General features: G+C 69.2%; 12 protein-coding genes and 1 pseudogene. 4 read left to right on the top strand and 9 right to left on the bottom strand.

What is annotated here, in order from left to right:
- Positions 1–31: 31 nt before the first annotated feature.
- A complete protein-coding gene (locus GXY35_10420; GenBank protein NLW94990.1) occupies positions 32–2,143 on the bottom strand; it encodes a YvcK family protein in 2,112 nt (703 codons plus the stop codon).
- 230 nt (positions 2,144–2,373) lie between these two features.
- On the opposite strand from GXY35_10420, the gene GXY35_10415 reads away from it, so the two are divergent.
- Positions 2,374–3,282: a hypothetical protein gene (locus GXY35_10415; protein ID NLW94989.1), complete on the top strand. Its 909-nt coding sequence runs from the start codon at positions 2,374–2,376 to the stop codon at positions 3,280–3,282.
- 34 nt (positions 3,283–3,316) lie between these two features.
- On the opposite strand, the gene GXY35_10410 is transcribed toward GXY35_10415, so the two are convergent.
- Genes GXY35_10410 through GXY35_10400 form a run of 3 tightly spaced genes read right to left on the bottom strand, consistent with a single transcriptional unit; the run spans position 3,317 to position 6,885 of the window.
- Entirely contained in the window at positions 3,317–4,270 is a 954-nt protein-coding gene (locus GXY35_10410; protein ID NLW94988.1) for a 6-phosphogluconolactonase, read from the bottom strand.
- Positions 4,271–4,283: 13 nt separating this feature from the next.
- Complete coding sequence (locus GXY35_10405) at positions 4,284–5,636, bottom strand: phosphoglucosamine mutase (GenBank protein NLW94987.1); 1,353 nt, start codon at positions 5,634–5,636, stop codon at positions 4,284–4,286.
- Between the two features lie 13 nt (positions 5,637–5,649).
- Positions 5,650–6,885 carry a UDP-N-acetylglucosamine pyrophosphorylase gene (locus GXY35_10400; protein ID NLW94986.1) on the bottom strand — a complete coding sequence of 412 codons (1,236 nt, stop codon included), beginning with the start codon at positions 6,883–6,885 and terminating at the stop codon, positions 5,650–5,652.
- Positions 6,886–6,969: 84 nt separating this feature from the next.
- On the opposite strand from GXY35_10400, the pseudogene GXY35_10395 reads away from it, so the two are divergent.
- Positions 6,970–7,827: pseudogene (locus tag GXY35_10395) on the top strand (alpha/beta fold hydrolase).
- A gap of 84 nt (positions 7,828–7,911) precedes the next feature.
- On the opposite strand, the gene GXY35_10390 reads toward GXY35_10395, so the two are convergent.
- Positions 7,912–9,462, bottom strand: a complete 1,551-nt coding sequence (locus GXY35_10390; GenBank protein ID NLW94985.1) for an oligosaccharide flippase family protein — start codon at positions 9,460–9,462, stop codon at positions 7,912–7,914.
- A gap of 255 nt (positions 9,463–9,717) precedes the next feature.
- Between GXY35_10390 and GXY35_10385 the strand changes: the two genes are divergently transcribed.
- Positions 9,718–10,107 (top strand): zinc ribbon domain-containing protein, encoded by a 390-nt coding sequence (locus GXY35_10385; GenBank protein ID NLW94984.1) that lies wholly within the window; start codon positions 9,718–9,720, stop codon positions 10,105–10,107.
- 369 nt (positions 10,108–10,476) lie between these two features.
- Here the strand turns inward: GXY35_10385 and GXY35_10380 are convergent, their stop codons facing one another.
- Positions 10,477–10,794 (bottom strand): hypothetical protein, encoded by a 318-nt coding sequence (locus tag GXY35_10380; GenBank protein NLW94983.1) that lies wholly within the window; start codon positions 10,792–10,794, stop codon positions 10,477–10,479.
- A 337-nt stretch (positions 10,795–11,131) separates the two neighbouring features.
- On the opposite strand from GXY35_10380, the gene GXY35_10375 reads away from it, so the two are divergent.
- On the top strand, positions 11,132–13,315 hold the full coding sequence (locus GXY35_10375; protein ID NLW94982.1) for a DEAD/DEAH box helicase: 2,184 nt from the start codon (positions 11,132–11,134) through the stop codon (positions 13,313–13,315).
- 83 nt (positions 13,316–13,398) lie between these two features.
- On the opposite strand, the gene GXY35_10370 is transcribed toward GXY35_10375, so the two are convergent.
- From GXY35_10370 to GXY35_10360, 3 genes are all read right to left on the bottom strand, one after another.
- A complete protein-coding gene (locus GXY35_10370) occupies positions 13,399–14,037 on the bottom strand; it encodes a 1-acyl-sn-glycerol-3-phosphate acyltransferase (protein NLW94981.1) in 639 nt (212 codons plus the stop codon).
- Positions 14,038–14,077: 40 nt separating this feature from the next.
- A complete protein-coding gene (locus GXY35_10365) occupies positions 14,078–14,599 on the bottom strand; it encodes a hypothetical protein (GenBank protein NLW94980.1) in 522 nt (173 codons plus the stop codon).
- Positions 14,600–14,695: 96 nt separating this feature from the next.
- On the bottom strand, positions 14,696–18,151 hold the full coding sequence (locus GXY35_10360) for a DNA polymerase III subunit alpha (GenBank protein ID NLW94979.1): 3,456 nt from the start codon (positions 18,149–18,151) through the stop codon (positions 14,696–14,698).
- Positions 18,152–18,183 lie beyond the last annotated feature (32 nt).

Genomic DNA, 18,183 nt, shown 5'->3' with positions numbered 1-18,183 from the left:
GCGAGGGCCGGGGATCCCCGCCCCCCGGGCGTCAACGGGGACGGCGGAACACCACCTCGCGGAAGAAGTTCACCAGCGCCTGCCTGCGCATGCGCTCCCTGGCCTGGTGGGGCAGCAGCGAGCGCGATGACCAGCGCAGCATCGACATCTCGTACTCCATGATCCCGCCGTAGGCGTTGTTCAGGTACCACGCATACATCAGGCCGAACAGGAGGCCCGACGGCAGGAACCCCTCGTTGTCGTTCACGACCATCCGGTAGCAGCCCGCCTCGTGCGGGTCGGGGATCATCCGGGCGAGCGTGAGATAGGCGTGAAGCTGCTCCGGGGTGAGGTAGCAGTCCCGCGCAGCCGCCGGCCGCAGCCGGATCTCGTAGCAGCGCGTGCCCGGGTAGCCCCTCGTGCGGTTGTCGATCCACGCGCGGCTCTCGATGTAGCGGCCCAGGAGGGATTCCCCCAGTGCGATCAGAAGGTCCTCCCGGAGCCGGGCCGGTTTGTCGAGCAGCTGCGCGTGCAGCTTCAGCCCGTGATCCTCAGGGTCGAAGAACCCCAGCACGTTGTCCCACTCGGTGCTGCGGTGCCACGACCCGGCCGGGACGATCCGTGCGGCGCGGAAGTAGGCGAGATGTTCCGGGAGGATGTCGCGGTTGTCCCAGGCAAGGTCCAGGAGCACCTGCCGCAGCAGGGGGGGGCGGAACGTCTTGCCGCGCAGGGCCGTCTCGATCGAGGACAGGTATCCGCACAGGAGCGGGGCGGACGGCGTCTTCCCCCCGGACCGGGCAGGGCGCCGGGCGGGAACGCATTCGTGGCGCGTCTCGATCCAGCCGAGCGTTTTGTGCGCGTAGAGGATGGAGCGCAGGGCCAGGGCGAAGCGGCCGGCGTCGTGCTGGATGACGCGCGTCTGCGTGAGCTGCTCCGGAGAAAAGAGGGTGGCCTCCACCGGCTGGAAGCCCATGGCGGTCACGCGGCGCCGGTCCAAATGGATCGGGCGCTTCCCCTCCAGGGCGTAGTTGCGCACGATGTTGCCCGGCATGCGCTCCAGGTTGGCGCTCACCACGAGATCGAAGAGCCCCCGCGCGCCGCCCGCCACGTTGCGATCGTACGCGTCCACCAGCTCGGAGATGCAGAACTCCTGCCGCTGCCTCCGGCGGGATATGTCGGTCTCGCCCTCCTGGATCCAGAAGTTGGCGCCCAGGATCTTGAGCGCCTTCCGGTTGGAGCGGATCGCCTCCGCGATCGGCTCGATCTGGAGAACGGGGAGGATGCTGGTATAGACACTGCCGGGCGCCAGGATGATCATCTCCGCCTCCCGGAGCGCCTTGCGCACCCTCCCGCTCACGACCGGCGTCCCGCAAAACCCCGCTGTCAGGCGCTCCACAGGGAAGTTCCGCCGGGCGGAGGCCGACTTGCTCTGCCCGAGCACCTCGACCCCGTTGGCGTAGCGGAAGCTCAGCTGGCCCGGCGTCGCCGTGGCGGGGAAGAGGCTCCCCGGCGTCGCGCCGATGAGCCGCGAGACGGCGTCCAGCCCCCTCTGTATCTCGGGCAGACGGGGCGGCCGGTCCGCGCGGCCTTTCGCCTCCCGGAAGATCGCGGAGGTGAGCAGGAGGTTGCCCAGGCAGTGCCCCGCGGGATCGATCCGGGGGCCCTTCCCCCCGGCCGCCACGTAGGCGCCGAGCGCCCGGAGGCGTTCGGCGAGCTTCCGGGGGATCGCCGCCCGCTGCCGGACCGGCAAGACCAGCAGCGGATCGGCCAGCCGGTGCGCATCCGAGGGGCGCTCGGCGAAGCGGTGGTTGAAGATCCTCTGGATGCACTGGACCAGGCCGTACGACTCCTCCCGGCGCAGCCGGTAGGCGCGCTGCAGGTTCTCCGAGAGGATCAGCGAGAGGGCCGACTTGCGCAGGTCGCCGATGGCGATCATCGGCATCGTCTTCAGGAGGCGCCCGGTGGACCCGCCGTCATCGGTGGTGCAGACGACCACCTTCAGGCGCGGGAACTCCTCCTTCAGGCCGACGAACGGCATCCGGGCCCAGTCGGGGCGCTGGGCGTTCCCCCCCACCACCGTGGAGAGGCCCGTGCCGCCGCCCAGGATGACCACCCTGGTCCTGCGGGCGTCGAACTGCAGGACCCTGTACGCCAGCGTCCGCATCTCCGGCGAGAAGCGCAGGGCGGCCATGTCGGTGTTGATGACCGCCTCCACCAGCTCCTCGAGGCGGCTCCGCGCCCCCTGCCAGGATCCGCCCGGCCGGGGCCCGCGCGGCGCGCCCCCGCGATTCTTCTTCATATCGGTTTCCGCTTTGTGTTCCAATGTGCGTAGTGTAGCAGGAACCGCCGTCGGCGCCATAGGAACATCGACGCCGCCGAGGCACGGGTGCGTGCATGCTTCCGCGAGAGCTGTTGACGGTGCTGGAGGAAACCGGACCGCAGACCGGCTGGCGGCTCATGAAGCGCACGCGGTTGGACGCCCTGCCGCTGTGGCAGTTGGTCCGCCGGACCCCGGGCGTCCAGATCGAAACGGCGGGCACGCGGTTCCTCCGCCTGGATCGCGGGGTGGAGGGGTACGCCCGGCTCTCGCCGTCCATCCGCAGGGAGTTCTTGACCTACACCGTCCTCGGCGCGGAGGGGCGGCGGGACGCCGTCGCCGCGAGGGCGGAGCTCCTGCGCGAGGAGATCCGGGAGATCAGCCGATCCAAGTTCGATCTGGCCCGCGAAACGATGGCGACGGCGGTCCAGTCGCTTCCCCGGCCGGACGCCGTAAAGGACCGGGTCTGCTTCATCATCGCCGGCGACATCGTTTACGAGATGGCGCACGCCGTCCCCCGCCCGGAGAGGAGCACCGGCAGGATGGTCCGGGGGTCGGATCTGGACATCGTAGCCGTCGCCGACGACGCAACGCCCCCGGAGATCCTGCGCGCGCTGGACGAGGCGATCCTCGAGAGGAAGCAGTACCTGCTCTTCCACCCGCGCTACCGGGAGGAGATCGACTACGTGGTCAAGAACCTCTCCCGTGTGCAAACGCAACTGGCCTTCGACAGCTTCAGGAAGATGATCGCCGCCAAGATCCTGCACGAGGGGCGCCTGCTGTACGGGAGCGAGGAGGTCTTCGAGACCGTGAAGGGGATGGTCGCGGCGTCGGGCGTCCCCGACAGGCTGCGCCTCCTCGAGCGCCGGGCGCTCGAGCGCCGGGTTGCGGCGGAGGCCGCGCTGCTCCGCGCGGACCCGGCGCGCCGCGACGGCGAATGCTTCGACCTTTTCCACACCGCCGACGAGGGGGACGAGATCTACTGAACCGGGCGCATTCCGGTTTCCGGAAAGGGCGGGGCTACCGGCTCCTGTCCTCCAGTTCGATCCCGCGGTCCCTGAGCCGCTCCGCCTGCGCCAGCACCCCGGCGGCGGCCTGCCGGTCCAGCACGAAGATCATCCGGCCGCCCCCCCTCGCCAGGTGGTGCCCGTACGAGATCGGCACGGAGCAGTCCGGCTCCATCAAGAGCGCCTTCGCCACCGCGTCCGCCTTGCGCGCGCCGGAGGCGATCAGCAGCACGGTGCGGGCCCGGTAGATCAGCGGGGCGCTCATCGACACGGCGTACGACGGGCTCTCCTCCGCGGCGGAGAAATGGCCGTCGGTTACCGCGTACCCGATGGTGCTGCGGTCCAGCTTGACCAGCAGCATCGGGTCGATCTCGAAGGGGATGCCGACCTCGTGGAACCCGACGTGGCCGCGGCCGCCGACGCCGACGATCTGCAGGTCGATACCGCCCAGCCCGGCGATCTTGGCCGCATAGGCGTCCAGCACCTCCTCCCGGACCCAGCGCAGGTAGCCTGATTTCGCCCCCTTGTCGATCACGATCGCCTTGCCGGAGTCGGCGCCGCGCAGCGTCCAGTCGCCGGGGCTCTGCTCCATCTCGGTCTCGAGCCGGGCCCGGTCGATGAGCGCGCCCCAGGGGACATTCGTCTCCCGGAACTTCACCCGCAGGAGACCGAACAGCTCCTGGATCATGAAGTAGCTGTAGCTCTCCTTGTGGATCGCGCGCTGCTGGGCGTTCTCCCCGGGCAGTCCGACATACTCGTCGAGGTTGAAGCTGCGTATCCCGGAGGGATCGAAGAGGCCCGCGTTGGCGGCGGCGGCCAGCCGCTTGTAGACGCCGGTGGGGGAGTTCCCGGTGGCCAGGCCGAGCACGTACGGGGCCCCGGCCCGCCGGATATCGTCGAGCACGAGGCCGGCGGCCAGCTCGCTCATCCGGTCGAAATCGCCGGCCACGATCACCTGAAACGCCATGGCGCCCCCCCGCTCAGCCGATGCTTCTCGCCACCACGTCCGCCAGCGCCCGGGTCAGCCGGTCGGTCGTCTCCTGCGAGGGGCCCTCGACCATCACCCGGCACATCGCCTGCGTGCCCGAATACCGGATGAGCACGCGGCCCCTGTCCCCAAGTTCGGACTCCGCCTCCTTGATCGCCTTCCGGAGCTCGGGGATCGAATCCAGCGGCGGCTTCGTCTTGACATCCACGTTGATCATCCGCTGGGGCGAGAGGGTCATCACCCGGGCGAGCACGGAGAGCGGTTGCCGGTAATGCCGCAGGGCCGAGAGAAGCTGGAGGGCGGAGATGATCCCGTCCCCGGTCGTGTGGTGGTTCAAAAAGATCAGGTGCCCGGACGCCTCGCCGCCCAGCACGGCGCCCTTCTCCCGCATCATCTCAAGGACATACCGGTCGCCGACCTTGCTCACGCCCGGCTCGATCCCCATCTCCCGCAGGGCGACGAAGAAGCCGAAGTTGCTCATCACCGTCGCGATCACCAGGTTGTTCTCGAGCAGGCCCTGCTCCTTGTACCATTTCGCGCAGATCGCCATCATATGGTCGCCGGTGATCTCCCGCCCGGTCTCGTCCACGGCGATGAGCCGGTCGCCGTCGCCGTCGAACGCGAGGCCGATGTCGGCCTCGAGGTCGCGGACCCTGGCGCTCAGCCCCTCCGTGTACAGGGAGCCGCACCGGTCGTTGATGTTGAGCCCGTCGGGGGCGCAGTGCATGACCGTCACCTCCGCGCCCAGCTCGGAGAAGATCGTGGGGGCGGCCTTGTACGTGGCGCCGTTGGCGCAATCGAGCACGATCCGCATCCCCTCCAGCGACAGGGTCTCGGGGAAGCTGCTCTTGCAGAAGACGATGTACCGGCCCATCGCGTCGTCGATGCGGTGGGCCTTCCCGATCTCGTCGGCCGTCGGCCGGATGTTCTTGATGCGCCCGCCGGTGATCAGCTTCTCGATCTCGTCCTCCACGGCGTCCGGAAGCTTGAAGCCGTCGCGCGAGAAGAGCTTGATCCCGTTGTCCTGGTACGGGTTGTGGGAGGCCGATATCACCACACCGGCGTCCGCCCGCATCGACCGCGTGATGAAGGCGATGCCGGGCGTGCTCATCGGGCCCACCAGCAGCACGTCCACGCCCATCGAGCAGATCCCGGCCGTCAGGGCCGACTCCAGCATGTACCCGCTCAGCCGCGTGTCCTTGCCGATCACGATCGAGTGACGCCGGGTCTTGTGCCGCTTGCAGACGTACGCTGCGGCGCGGCCGATCTCCAGCGCCATCTCCGCCGTCATCGGGTGCACGTTGGCGACCCCCCGGACCCCGTCGGTGCCGAACAACCGTCCCATCGATTCCCCCTCCCTATGCGCGTCTCCAGAGCGCGGCCGCCGAATCCACGATCGCCTGCAGCCAGGCCGTACCCGACGCGCGCGCGGCCGGTGCGAGGCTTTGCACCGCCTCGACGTGCCCGGCGCCCGCGTCGACCCGTTCCCACGCCTCCAGGAAGGCGTCCCGGTCCGCCGCGCCGGCGTCCGGCGACGGACCCGCCTTCACCCCCGCCTCGATCTCCGGCCAGCGGTCGATCAGCCCCTGCTGCTGCGACCGGACCTGCGGCGGCAGCTCCTCGCCGGTCTCGGCCCGGGCGCGGCGCAGGGAGGACGGCATCGCGGCGGCCAGCTCCTTCAGGCGCTTCAAACGCTCCGAGACCGCCTCGCCGAGCCGCGCCAGCGCGCCCGCGCGGCATGCCCGGCTGAAGGCGTCCGCGGCCATCGTGCGCTCCCGGACGGTCCGGTACCATGCCTCGAGCGCCCAGAGGTTGCCGATGTAGATCAGGTTGTTCGCGACGATTCTGTCGATGCCCCGGTAGACGCCCGGCGCGAACGCGCGCGTCTCCCGCAGCAGGGGCGGCGCGACGAACAGCTTCCGCGCCTCGAGGAGGTCCCTCCGGCAGATCGTCCCGGCGGGGACGACGACGCCGTACGCGATGCGCACGGGGCCGATCAGTCCCCCCTGCCCCCCCAGGAAAATCGGCGCCTGGTTCAGCATCACCCCGCCCGGCACGTCGCCGACCAGCGAGGGGGTGGCCTTGTCCTGGTGGGGGGTGTAGTTGAAATGGACGTAGGAGGAGCCGATCTCGCTGTGGTCTTTCCGGCTGGTCCCGCCCGCCATCAGGGCGTCGCAGAAGTTGATCAGGCTGCCCGCCGTCACGTAGGAGAGGAGGATCGTCTGTTTGAAGCCGACCGCGTGCGCCCCCCCGGCCTCCTCCTCCAGCAGCGTGCCCGGGCGCACGTGCGCCGCGCCGCCCATCGAAACCCCGTCCAGGAACGTCGCCCCGGAGAAGAAGCCGCCCTTCAGCGCGACACGGCTCCCGAGCTGGCAATCCTCCAGGACGACCGGCCCCTCTTTGCCGAGCTCGGAGCCGGGGCCGACGGAGGTCGCGGACCCGGAGAGCCGGCAGCCCGCGTGGATGATCGCGCCGGGCGCAATGCGGGCGGGGTCGACCGACGGGTCCACCTCGACTGAACCGGGGCAGCGGATCACGACCCCCCGCTTCACCAGCTCCAGCACGGACGGCGACAGGCCCGGCGGTTCACTCATGGCGCACCTCCACGCGGCGCATCCCGGCGTCCCACGGCGGGCCGTTGCGGCGCCGGGGGGCGCGGTGCATATCATCATTCTTCCCTGACCGTTTTGCAAGCGCGGACTTTTGCGGGGGCAGGCGCGGAATCGCCGCGATGCTGCCTTGTCGTTGCGGCCGCCTGCGTTTGTCTCGGCGCGGCGGGGGGGACACAGCTCCCCCGCCTGCGCGCCCCCTTCGCGTTCAGGACCAGAACCGCCGTCTTCTCCGGCCCGCACCTTTGCACCCTCGTGGGGAGGATCCACTATCCGCGCAGCCTTCCGTGGACGAAACGCCACGGCATCCTGTTCGTCCACGGGACCCCGCCGGATGGGAAGGAGACCGGGATGCACGCGGCGCTGTACCGGAAGCTCATCGCGCACGGCTATCTCGTCTTCGCGATCGACCTGCGGGGATTCGGGGAGTCAGGCAAGGTGTCGAGGCGCCGGGTTCCGGAGGACCTGGATTTCGTCGCGGACGTCCGGGCGGCGCTGCGGCACATGGCGGAAAAGCTCCCTGTCGACCGGGAGAAGATCACCCTCGCCGGCCACTCGCTCGGGGGGAGCCTCTCCTTCGCGGTCGGCGCGATCGACCCGCTCGTGAAGAACATCGTGAGCATAAGCCCTGGAAACTACGAGTCGCTCGACCGGTACTCGGAACGGACCACGCTGCGCTGCGCCCGGGAACCGGGGAACGTCCTCGGCCGGCCCGTCCCCCTCCCCTGCCGGGAACGCCTCGTCAGACCGCTCGACCTGTTCCAGTACCTCCCCGTCGCGCAGCCCAAGAACGTCTACATCATACTGGCCAACGGCGACTGGCCGGAGGTGAAGGGGTATTCCGAACAGCTCTTCAACGAGCTGGACACCGAGAAGGGACTTGTCGTCATCCCCCACAGCAACCACAATTCCGGCGCCAAGTACGACGAGGGGAACGAGGTCTTCGACACCCGCCCGGTCAAGACGCTCGCCGCCGGGATCGACACCCTCCCGCGATCATGGCCGTTCGCATCAGCCGAGCAGCAGGCGCGCGCACGGCACATACCGCCCGAGCTCCTCCTTCTCCTCCCGCGTGAAGTGCCCCAGACGCCGGGCGAGGACGAGGTACGCCGCAAGGAAGAGCAGCCCCTGGAGGGAAAGGATGCCGAGGTTGGCGAGCCGCGACGGCGGGGCGGAGAGGAGCGACGGGGCGCGGTCGCAGGCGACGAGCGGGACGAGGGCGAGCGCGCTCGCGGCGCACGGCGCACGCAGCGTGCGTCTGAGCGCCGGAAGGGCCCGGACCCGGAAGAAGAACCGGTGGGCGATCCAGACGAAGAACGCGGAGGTGACGGTCATCGCGATGCAGGTGCCCAGCGGCGCGCCGATGAAGCCGATCCAGCGGATCAGGGCGACACTGAGGACGAGGTTGGCGGCGGCGGAGAGGGTCGAGGTCCACATCTGGAAATGGGGCCGCTCCATCCCCTGCAGGACGGCGTAGAGGATCAGGGGAAGGACGTCCGCCAGGTACCCGACGGAGAGGAGCCGCGTGACCCGCGCCGACAGCCCGTACCCCGGACCCACCCACGCCTCGATGAACCGCGGCGCGGCGAAGATCGTGAAGACGGTGCACGGCACCGCGGCGAAGGCGAGCACCTTCGACAGGCGCACGGCGAAGTCGTAGATCTCGGCCCGGTTCCGGCGCACCGACAGTTCCGAGAAGGCGGGAACGAGGATCGGGAAGACGAGGAGCGGGAGCTGGCGGAGGGCGAAGGAGATCTTGGCGCCGATCTCGTAGTAGGTCACCAGGCCGACGGAGAGGAAGTAGCCGATCAGCACCTTGTCGAGCTGGAAGCCGATCAGGGCCGAGAACCGGCTCATCTGGACCCTGATGCCGAAGCTGAAGAGCCTCCTGAACATCTCGGACGAGAGGAAGCGACGGGCGATGCGCAGCGACGGGAGGGCGGCGAAGGAGAGCCCGATCTCGAGGGCGGCGGTGGCGCAGAGGCAGGCGAGATCGTTCAGAAAGAGGCCGCGGAGGCCGAACCCCATCCAGAGGACGAGCACGGTCCCGGCGGCGTTGATGACGACGTAGAGCATCTGGACCTTGCGGGTGACGTCGATCCGCTGAAGGCCCCGCAGCACGGAGGTCACGCACGCCGCGGCGAGCTCGATGACGAAGATCAGCACGCCGATCCGAAGGGCGAAGAGGGCGTCGGGGTACAGGGCGGGGGGAAAGGCGAACAGGCGAAGGAAGAAGCCGCTCATCGCGCAGACGACGGTGAGAACGACGGCGCCAAAGACGACGTAGAAGGCGAGGCCGGTCGTCACCACCTGGTTGATCCGGTCCGGCTCCCGTTTGGCGTAATACTCCGCGATGTACTTCGAGAGCGGATGGGCGATCCCGAGGTCCGCCAGGCCGCAGTACTGCGTGACCACGACCACGATCACCCAGAGGCCGAACCGCTCCTTCCCGATCGTGGAGACGATGTAGGGAAGGAGGACGAAGGCGACCGCGAGCTTCAGGAAGTGGGCCAGGAAGGTGAGCACGGTGCTTCGGCCGATCTTCTCTTTGAGTTCGGTCATGGCACGGATGTCCGCGGTCACGCACGCACGGCGGCGCTACGAACACCGCCCGGATATCGACCGCCCTGGAGAGCGGCAGTATAGCATCCACGGGGGGGCGCGCGCAGGTAAATCGCACCGGGGCGTTCCCTCCCTGTCAGTCGGCGCGCACAAAGAACGCGGCCCCGTTCCCCGGCGGTTCCCGGGAAACGACGGGCGCCGCCGGGGCGCTCCGGGCGCTGGAAACGCCCGCCTCGACTATGGTAGATTACGACCATGCCGATCTACGAGTACGCCTGTTCGCGCTGCGCGAAGATCTTCAGTTTCCTCGTGCGGAACACCGCCTCGCATAAGGCGCCGAAATGTCCGAAGTGCGGCGGGGGCGGGATGCGGCGCGCCATCTCGGCCTTCCGGGTCGGCCGGAGCGAGGAGTCGCGCATGGAGAAGCTCGCCGACCCGTCCGCCCTCTCCGGCATCGACGAAAACGACCCGAAATCCATCGCCCGATGGATGCGGAAGATGGGCGGGGAGCTGGGCGAGGAGATGCCCGGGGAGATCGACGAGATGGCCGAACGCCTCGAGGCGGGGGAGGACCCGGAGGGGATCGAGGGGGACGGCGGAGCGGGTTTCAGCAGGGACGACTCCGGCACGCTCTACGATGCGTAGCCGCCCGCCCTGCCCGCCGATGCGTGACCACGCCTCCCGACTTTTCGCCCGCGCGCGCGGCGGGGTCGTTCTTCTCCGGGGCTGACATCGTGCTCGTGGAGGGTGGAAGGCGGCGGGGATCCCGAAAATCCTCGGTGCAGGCGGCGCCTCGATGGGCGCGGCGTGCCTGCGGGGCGTCTCGCCTTTCGCCTGCGGCGACATCCGCCAAATCGCGGATCCCGCCCCCGACTGCATCCGCCGGGCGAAGATGTGCGCGCCCCGGCGGCGTGTTCCGTCGCGAACCGCATTTGCCCGACAGGCATAGGACGCACGCAGAGGGCTGCGCCCCATGCCCGCCGTTTCCGCCGAATCCGCCCCGCCCGGCCCGTTTCAGTCGTCGATCTTGACCTTGTACGGCGCCCCGTACGGGTACGGCGCCGGGTTGTAGTACGTCCCCGGGCAGTACGGGGGGTAGTATGCGGGCGGGGGCGCGTGGAAGGCGGGCGGCGCATAGTACGCCGGGCCGTAGACGGGCGGGGCCCCGTAGTAGTACGGGGCCGGGTTGCGGTGGTAATACTCCTTCACCTTGACCTTCCCGTACGGGGTGTGGTACTCGCGCTTCACCTTGATTTTGTCCCCCGCCCGCGCGCCCGACGCCGTCATCGCCAGGAGCGCAAGCGCCAGTGCAACCGCTGCCGGCCTCTTCATGCCGTGTCCTCCCTTGTCTGCGAAGCGGCACCCGCCCCGCCTCGCCGTGCGTGCTCCCCCATTATACGCGCCTCTTTTCGAAATCATCCCCGCCGATATCTTTCTCGATGCCTGCACACGCGTCGGCCCCGTGCGGGGATCCCCACCGCTCCCGGGCCGAAGGCGCAAATCCGGGGCGCACAACGCGGCGGCATATGGTAGGATGGTGCATCCCATCCGGGGTCCGCGCCACCGAAGGCACCCGCATCGATATGCCGACACGCGACGTCATCCAACTGTGCGAAACATCGCCTCGTGTGCCGCGCCCCGTCGGCCTCCCGTCGGGCGGTGTCCGCCCATGAAGATTTCCGAGCTCCAGTCGAAACACGGCGTGCCGCAGCCGCTCGTGGAGAGCCTTCTCGAGGCGGGATACGCGTCCCTCTACCCGCCGCAGGCCGAGGCGGTCCGCTCCGGGATGCTGAAGGGGAAGAACCTCCTGATGGCCGTCCCAACCGCCGCGGGGAAGACGCTCGTCGCGGAGCTGTGCATGGTGAAGAGCATCCTCGATGCCGACGGGCGCTGCCTCTACGTCGTGCCCCTGCGGGCGCTCGCCACGGAAAAGTACGAGGAGTTCAAGAAGCGCTGGGCGCCGCTGGGGATCTCGGTCGGCGTGGCGACCGGCGAGTACGACTCGCCGGGCGCGCGCCTCGCGAGGCACCAGATCCTCGTCGCCACCTCGGAGAAGGTGGACTCGCTCCTGCGGATGCGCGCCCGATGGCTGGCGGAGTCGCTCACCGTCGCCGTGATGGACGAGGTCCACTACCTTCACGATCCGGGGCGCGGCCCGACGCTCGAATTCGTCATCGCCCGGCTCCGGCAGGTGAACCCGGGCCTGCAGATCCTCGCCCTGAGCGCCACCGTCCGCAACGCCCGGGAGGTCGCCGCGTGGCTGAACGCGGCGCTCGTCTCGAGCGACTGGCGGCCGGTCCCGCTCCTGGAGGGCGTCTACGAGGGGAACACGATCTACTACGCCGACCATACCACCCGCTCGCTCGTCGCGGCGAAGGCCAACCCGTCGCAATCGCTTGTCACCGAAACCGTGGACGCGGGCGGGCAGGCGCTCGTCTTCGTCAACTCGCGGCGGTCCACGCAGGCGGCGGCGCGCCACCTCGCCCCCCATCTGAAGGGGCGCCTCGCGCCGGAGGAGAAGGCGGCCCTCCGGGAGATCGCCCGTTCCGCCGGCACCGCCCTCCAGGAGCCGACGCGCCTCTGCGCCGAGCTCGCGGACGCGATCCGGTGCGGCGCCGCGTTCCACCACGCCGGCCTGCACCCGGAACAGCGCCGCCTCGTCGAGGGGGCGTTCCGCGCGGGACTCATCAAGGCCATCTGCGCAACGCCCACGCTCGCCGCCGGGGTGAACCTCCCCGCCCGGCGGGTCGTGATCAGGGACTGGGGGCGCTACGAGGCCGGGCTGGGACAGCGGCCGATCCCGGTGTTCGAGTACAAACAGTTCGCAGGAAGGGCGGGGCGCCCCGGCTACGACCGGGAGGGCGAGGCGATCCTCGTCTCGAAGAAGCGGGGCGACCGGGAGATGCTTTTCGAGCACTACATCCGCGCCGCCACCGAGCCGCTCCGGTCGCGCCTCGGGGAGGGGGGCGCGCTCCCGTCCCATATCCTCGCCTCGATCGCCTCGGGCTACGCGACCTCGATGGGGGCGATACTGGACTTCTTGTCGCTCACCTTCTTCGCGATGCAGGAGGACGTGCAGGTCCTGTCGAGGCAGACCGCGGAGATCATCGAGCAGCTGCTGGCCGAGGGCCTGCTCGCGCGCCGCGACGGCGCCGAGGCGGCGGCCCTCTCCCCCGCGGACGAGCTCCACGCCACCCCGTTCGGCGCGGTCGTCTCGCGGCTCTACCTCGACCCGCGCTCCGGCACCGTCCTCCGGCAGGGACTCCTCGCCTCCGGCGGAACCCACCGGTGCGAACCGCTCCTCCACCTCATCTGCTGCTGCCCCGACATGCCGCTCCTGGGCCTCACGAAGGCGTCGTACGCGGAGCTCGAGGAGGAGCTGTACGTCGAGGGGAGCAAGTTTCTCGTCCCCCCGCCGCGCGGCGGGGGGCTGGAGGAGCATGAGCGGTTCCTCAAGTCGATGCGCACCGCCCAGATGCTGGAGGCGTGGCTCGCCGAGGAACGCGAGGAGGAGATCTGCGAACGGTTCGGCGTCGGCCCGGGCGACGTCAGGCGGTTCGTGGAGAGCGCCGACTGGCTCGTCTACGCGGCGGAGCGGGTCGCCTCGGTGCTCTCGATCGCCGGCGTGCAGGCCCCTCTTCGCGATCTCCGGCGCCGCGTCCTCTACGGGATCAAGGAGGAGCTGCTCGAGCTCGTCAGTCTCAAGGGGATCGGCCGGGTGCGCGCGCGGAACCTGTTCGCCGCGGGATACAGGACGCTGGAGACGCTGCGAAAGGCGCCCGCGAAGAAGCTCGCCGAGGTCCCGGCCATCGGCCCACAGATCGCCGCGAGCATCCTGAAGCAGCTCCCATAGCGGGCGCGGTATGCGATTGTGGATACAGCGGCGGGACGTTTAAAGGTTTAACTTTATGCCGGGCAATTGGTTACATACAACGTCTACGATTCGAGCTGCTGTTGCAGGGCGGCGATGCGTTCCATGATGCGCGCGCTGATCATCGCGTAGCCCCTCCTGCCCTTCGGGCAGTCGTCGAACTCCTCGTACCGTATCACCGGCCCGTATGAGATCCGGATCTTCCGCGGGCGCGGCAGCACACATCCCTTCGGCATCGCCCGCCACGCCCCCGAGATGTAGCAGGGGATCACGTCCGCTCTGGCGTGCCTGACGAAGACCCCGATCCCCTCCTTCCCCGGCCCCAGGACGCCGTCGATGCTCCGCGTCCCCTCGGGGAACATCAGCACGATCTCCCCGGACCTGATGAGGGAGATGATCCGTTTCATCGCCCCGAGGTCCGCCTCCCCGCGCGTGATCGGGATCATGTGCTGGCATTTCATCAAAAACGCGACGAACCGGTTCCGGATCAGGCTCGCGCGCCCGAGGAACCAGATCCTGCGCGAGAGCCCCACGCCGCCCAGCGGCGGATCCAGGAGACTGGCATGATTGACCGCGAGGATCGCCCCGCCGGCGCGCGGCACGTGCTCGAGCCCGAACACCTGCCAGCGAAAGAAGATCTTGAAGACCCAGGCGTAGAGCGTCCAGAAGACCATGTATGCGCGGTCGTAGAATTTTTGGCTCAACGGCACGGTCCACCCCCGATCCCGCCCAGGCGCCGCCGCGTCATCGGAGCGCCTCCAGGATGTCGCCCAGCGCATCGGCGTAGCGGATATCCGTCTCGGATTCGACCTCCGGCGGCACGGCGCTCCCCAGCCCCCTCACGACGAAGACCGGGATGCGCTTGGACCATTTCGTCCATGCGATCTCGCAGATCGTCCCGCAGGAGAGCCCCAGACAGATCATCGCGTCCGCGGCGCGCACGATCCGCGAATGCTGCTCGTACCAGGTAAGGCCCCGGTCGGTCCCGTCGCAGAGGGCGCTGTTCTCCTCGACGCGGCTGATCGATCCCTGCGCCGAGTCTCCCGACCGCGGGATCAGCCCGTAGATCCTCCCCCCTCCCGCCGCGCGATAGGCGCGGGCGGCGAGAACCGGCACCCCCCGGTCGGGACAGACGACAAGCTCGTGCCCGGCCGCCGCGAGAAGGCGCCCCGCCTCCTCCGCGGCGCGCTCGATCCGCGCGGGGTCGACGCCGGAGGCGCCGGCGACGCGCGCGACGTCCGACGGGCCGATGACGGCGATTCTCACGCTGCTTCTCTCCCCTCCCCCCTCCCGATCAGGAAAGGCGCACGCCCGGCGCCCGCTCCCCCGCGCGGCGCGCGGCCCCTCCGCCGATCCGGCCTCTCACGCCGTGAGCCGGACCGTCGACTCGCCAAGGATCTCCTCGACGCTCCGCACCAGCTCCGGCGAGGGGCTGACGCGGAACTGGCGCCCGGTTTTCATCAGCACCCGCTCGCCCGTCGGCGCGGAGAAGTCGAGGAACACCGGACAGGAGCCCGGCGCCGACTCGAGCAGCCGCTTCAGTCCGTCCAGCTTCCCGTGCTCGATATCCGAGAGGTGGACCATCACGTACATCGCGGCCGCGCACCGCTCCTGCGCCTCCGCGAGCGGAATCGCCTCCTCGGCGACGATCTTCGGGTTGTCGTCCTCCATTTCGAGCTTCCCGGTGACGAGCAGCGCCGCCTCCTCCGCGACGAGGGCGGCGACCTTGGCGTAGACGCGCGGGTAGAAGAGGAGCTCGACCGTCCCCTCCAGATCCTCGAAGACCGCCACCGCCATCTTCTCGTTCTTCTTGTGCGTGAAGGCGATGCGGAGCTTCGCGATGATCCCGCCGAGTTTCACCGTCGCCCCGTTCTTCAACCCGGCGAGTTTCGCCGTGCTCGCCGTGGCGAACCTCTCGATCTCGCTCCCGTAGCGGGCAAGCGGATGCCCGCTGACGTAGAAGCCCAGCAGCGCCTTCTCCTGCGCGAGGAGCTGGTTCTCGGGCCACTCCGGCACGTCGGGCATCTCCTCGTTCTCGGCGCAGGCGCCGGGTCCGCCCGCCAGCAGATCGAAGAACGACCCCTGCCCCTGCTTCCGGTCCCGCTGGACCTCCGTGGCCCGGTCGATCGCCCGCTCGACGACGCCCATCAGCCGGGCGCGTCGGAAACCGAGGCCGTCGAAGGCGCCGCCGCAGATGAGGCTCTCGATGACCTTCTTGTTGACGAGCCGCGCGTCCACCCGGCAGACGAAGTCGTAGAGACTGGTGAACGGCCCGCCCCGCGTGCGCGCGGCGAGGATCGAATCGACGGCCCCGGCGCCGACGTTCTTCACCGCGGCGAGGCCGAAACGGATGGCGTTGCCGACCACCGTGAAGCGGGCGAAACTCTCGTTCACGTCGGGCGGGAGGATCTTGATCCCCATCCGGACGCACTCGGCGATGTACTCGGCGATCTTGTCGGTGTTGTTGAGCTCGCTCGACAGCAGCGCGGCCATATACTCGACCGGATAGTTGGCCTTGAGGTAGGCCGTCCGGTAGGCGATCAGGGCGTAGGCGGCGCTGTGCGACTTGTTGAAACCGTACTCGGCGAAGCGCGACACCATCTCGAAGATCTGCTCGGCGACCGCCTTCCTGACCCCCTTCTTCACCGCCCCGCGGACGAACGCCTCCTGCTGCTTCTCCATCTGCTCGACGATCTTCTTCCCCATGATGCGGCGGAGGTTGTCCGCCTGCGGCAGCGTGAAGCCGGCGATCTCGTGGGCGATCTGGATCACCTGCTCCTGGTAGAGCATCACCCCGTACGTGTCCTTGAGGATCGGCTCGAGCCCTGGATGGACGTAGGAGATCTTCGTCTGGCCGTGCTTGCGCCGCACATAGTCGTCGAGCATCCGCATCGGCCCCGGGCGGAAGAGGGCGAGAAGGGCGATCAGGTCCTCGAACCGGTCGAGCCCGATCTTCTTGGAGAGGTCGCGCATCCCCCCGCTCTCGAGCTGGAACACCCCCATCGTGTCGGCGCGGTTGAGGAGGTCGAAGGTGGGGCGGTCGTCGAGCGGCACCGCGTCCCATGTGAGCTTCACCCCGCGCGTCCGCTCGATGATCTTGAGGGCGTTGTGGAGGACGGTGAGCGTGCGCAGGCCGAGGAAATCCATCTTCAACAGGCCGATCTCCTCGACCGACTTCATCGCATACTGCGTGATCGGCTCGTCGTTGGTGCCGCGGCAGAGGGGGAGGTAGTCGATCAGGGGCCGGTCGGCGATCACGACGCCGGCCGCGTGCGTGGAGGCGTTCCGCGCGAGCCCCTCGATCGAGAAGGCCAGGTCCATCAGGCGCGCGACGTTGGGATCGTTCTCCTTGAGGCGCTTGAGGGCGGGCTCGGTCTCGATCGCCTCGGCGAGCGAGATCTTGGGGTCGGCGGGGACGAGCTTGGCGATCGCGTCCACCTCGCTGTACGGCATCCCCAACACGCGCCCGACGTCGCGGATCACCGCCTTGGCCTTCATCCGGCCGAAGGTGATGATCTGGGCGACGTTCTCGTGACCGTAGCGCTCGCTCACGTACCCGAGCAGCTCCCCGCGCCGGTCGAAGCAGAAGTCGATGTCCATGTCGGGCATCGTCACGCGGTTGGGGTTGAGGAAGCGCTCGAAGAGGAGCTGGTATCGCAGCGGATCGATGTCCGTGATCCCGAGCGCGTAGGCCGCGATGGAGCCCGCGGCGGAACCGCGCCCCGGCCCGACGGGGATCTCCTGCCGGCGCGCCCAGTTGATGAAATCCCAGACGATCAGGAAGTAGGAGGCGAAGTTCATCCGCTCGATCACCTTGAGCTCGCGCTCGAGGCGCTGCAGCACCGCCGGGGAGGGATTCGGGTAGCGGCGCCGGATCCCCTCGTCGCAGAGCTCGCGGAGGTACTGCATCCCGCCCTTGCCGTCGGGGGGGCGGTACTCGGGGATCCGGTAGATCTGCTCCCCCTTCTCGTCCTTGAAGTCGAGCTCGAGCGCGCACTTCTCGGCGACCTCGATGGTGCGCCTGAGCGCGTCGGGGAACTCCTCGAGGGCGGCGGCCATCTCCTCCTGCGACTTGAAGTAGAATTCGCCGGTGGAGAGCCGCATCCGCTGCGCGTCGTTGAGCGTCTTCCCCGTCTGTATGCAGAGGAGCACGTCGTGGGCGAGGGAGTCGTCGCGCCGCATGTAGTGGACGTCGTTGGTGGCCAGCAGCGGCAGCCCGAGGCGGCGCGAGATCCCGGCGAGTTCGCGATTAACCCGCGCCTGCTCCTCGATGCCGTGGTTGTGGACCTCGAGGTAGAAGTCCCCGGGGGCGAAGATGTCGCGGAACTCCCCGGCGGCGCGCTCCGCCCCGGCGGCGTCGCCCCTGAGGATCCGGGCGGCGATCTCCCCCTTCAGGCAGGCGCTCGCCCCGACCAGGCCGCGGCTCATCGAGGCGAGCAGCTCCTTGTCGATGCGCGGCTTGTAGTAGAACCCCTCGAGGTGGGCGCGCGAGGAGAGCGCGAGGAGGTTCCGGTACCCGTCGAGGTCCTTGGCGAGGAGGAGGAGATGGAACGACGCGTCCTTGCCCCCCGACGCCTTCCGCTCGAGGCGGCTCCCGGGGGCGACATACATCTCCTGGCCGATGATCGGCTTCACCCCCCCCGCCATCGCCTTGCGGTAGAACTCCAGGGCCCCGCCCATGAAACCGTGGTCGGTGAGGGCGAGGGCGGGCATCCGCAGGGCGCGCGCACGTTCGACGAGGTCGGTGAGGCGGCAGGCCCCGTCGAGGAGGCTGTACTCGCTGTGCACGTGCAGGTGGGCGAACTGTGCGTGCTGCATCGCTCTCTCGGTTGATGTCTCGACGCCCGGCG

The organism is Chlamydiota bacterium (assembly GCA_012729785.1).
In the GTDB taxonomy this organism is placed as follows: domain Bacteria; phylum Auribacterota; class Tritonobacteria; order UBA1439; family UBA1439; genus UBA1439.
The sequence above is the reverse complement of the archived record's forward strand: the minus strand, read 5'-3'. Positions and strand labels throughout refer to the sequence as shown.

Excerpts from the sequence above, each read along its gene's own strand:
- GXY35_10405 (NLW94987.1), bottom strand. The coding sequence starts at position 5,636 with ATGGGACGGTTGTTCGGCACCGACGGGGTCCGGGGGGTCGCCAACGTG.
- GXY35_10360 (NLW94979.1), bottom strand. The coding sequence starts at position 18,151 with ATGCAGCACGCACAGTTCGCCCACCTGCACGTGCACAGCGAGTACAGC.
- GXY35_10375 (NLW94982.1), top strand. The coding sequence starts at position 11,132 with ATGAAGATTTCCGAGCTCCAGTCGAAACACGGCGTGCCGCAGCCGCTC.
- GXY35_10385 (NLW94984.1), top strand. The coding sequence starts at position 9,718 with ATGCCGATCTACGAGTACGCCTGTTCGCGCTGCGCGAAGATCTTCAGT.
- GXY35_10400 (NLW94986.1), bottom strand. The coding sequence starts at position 6,885 with ATGAGTGAACCGCCGGGCCTGTCGCCGTCCGTGCTGGAGCTGGTGAAG.
- GXY35_10415 (NLW94989.1), top strand. The coding sequence starts at position 2,374 with ATGCTTCCGCGAGAGCTGTTGACGGTGCTGGAGGAAACCGGACCGCAG.
- GXY35_10390 (NLW94985.1), bottom strand. The coding sequence starts at position 9,462 with ATGACCGAACTCAAAGAGAAGATCGGCCGAAGCACCGTGCTCACCTTC.
- GXY35_10420 (NLW94990.1), bottom strand. The coding sequence starts at position 2,143 with ATGCGGACGCTGGCGTACAGGGTCCTGCAGTTCGACGCCCGCAGGACC.
- GXY35_10380 (NLW94983.1), bottom strand. The coding sequence starts at position 10,794 with ATGAAGAGGCCGGCAGCGGTTGCACTGGCGCTTGCGCTCCTGGCGATG.
- GXY35_10410 (NLW94988.1), bottom strand. The coding sequence starts at position 4,270 with ATGGCGTTTCAGGTGATCGTGGCCGGCGATTTCGACCGGATGAGCGAG.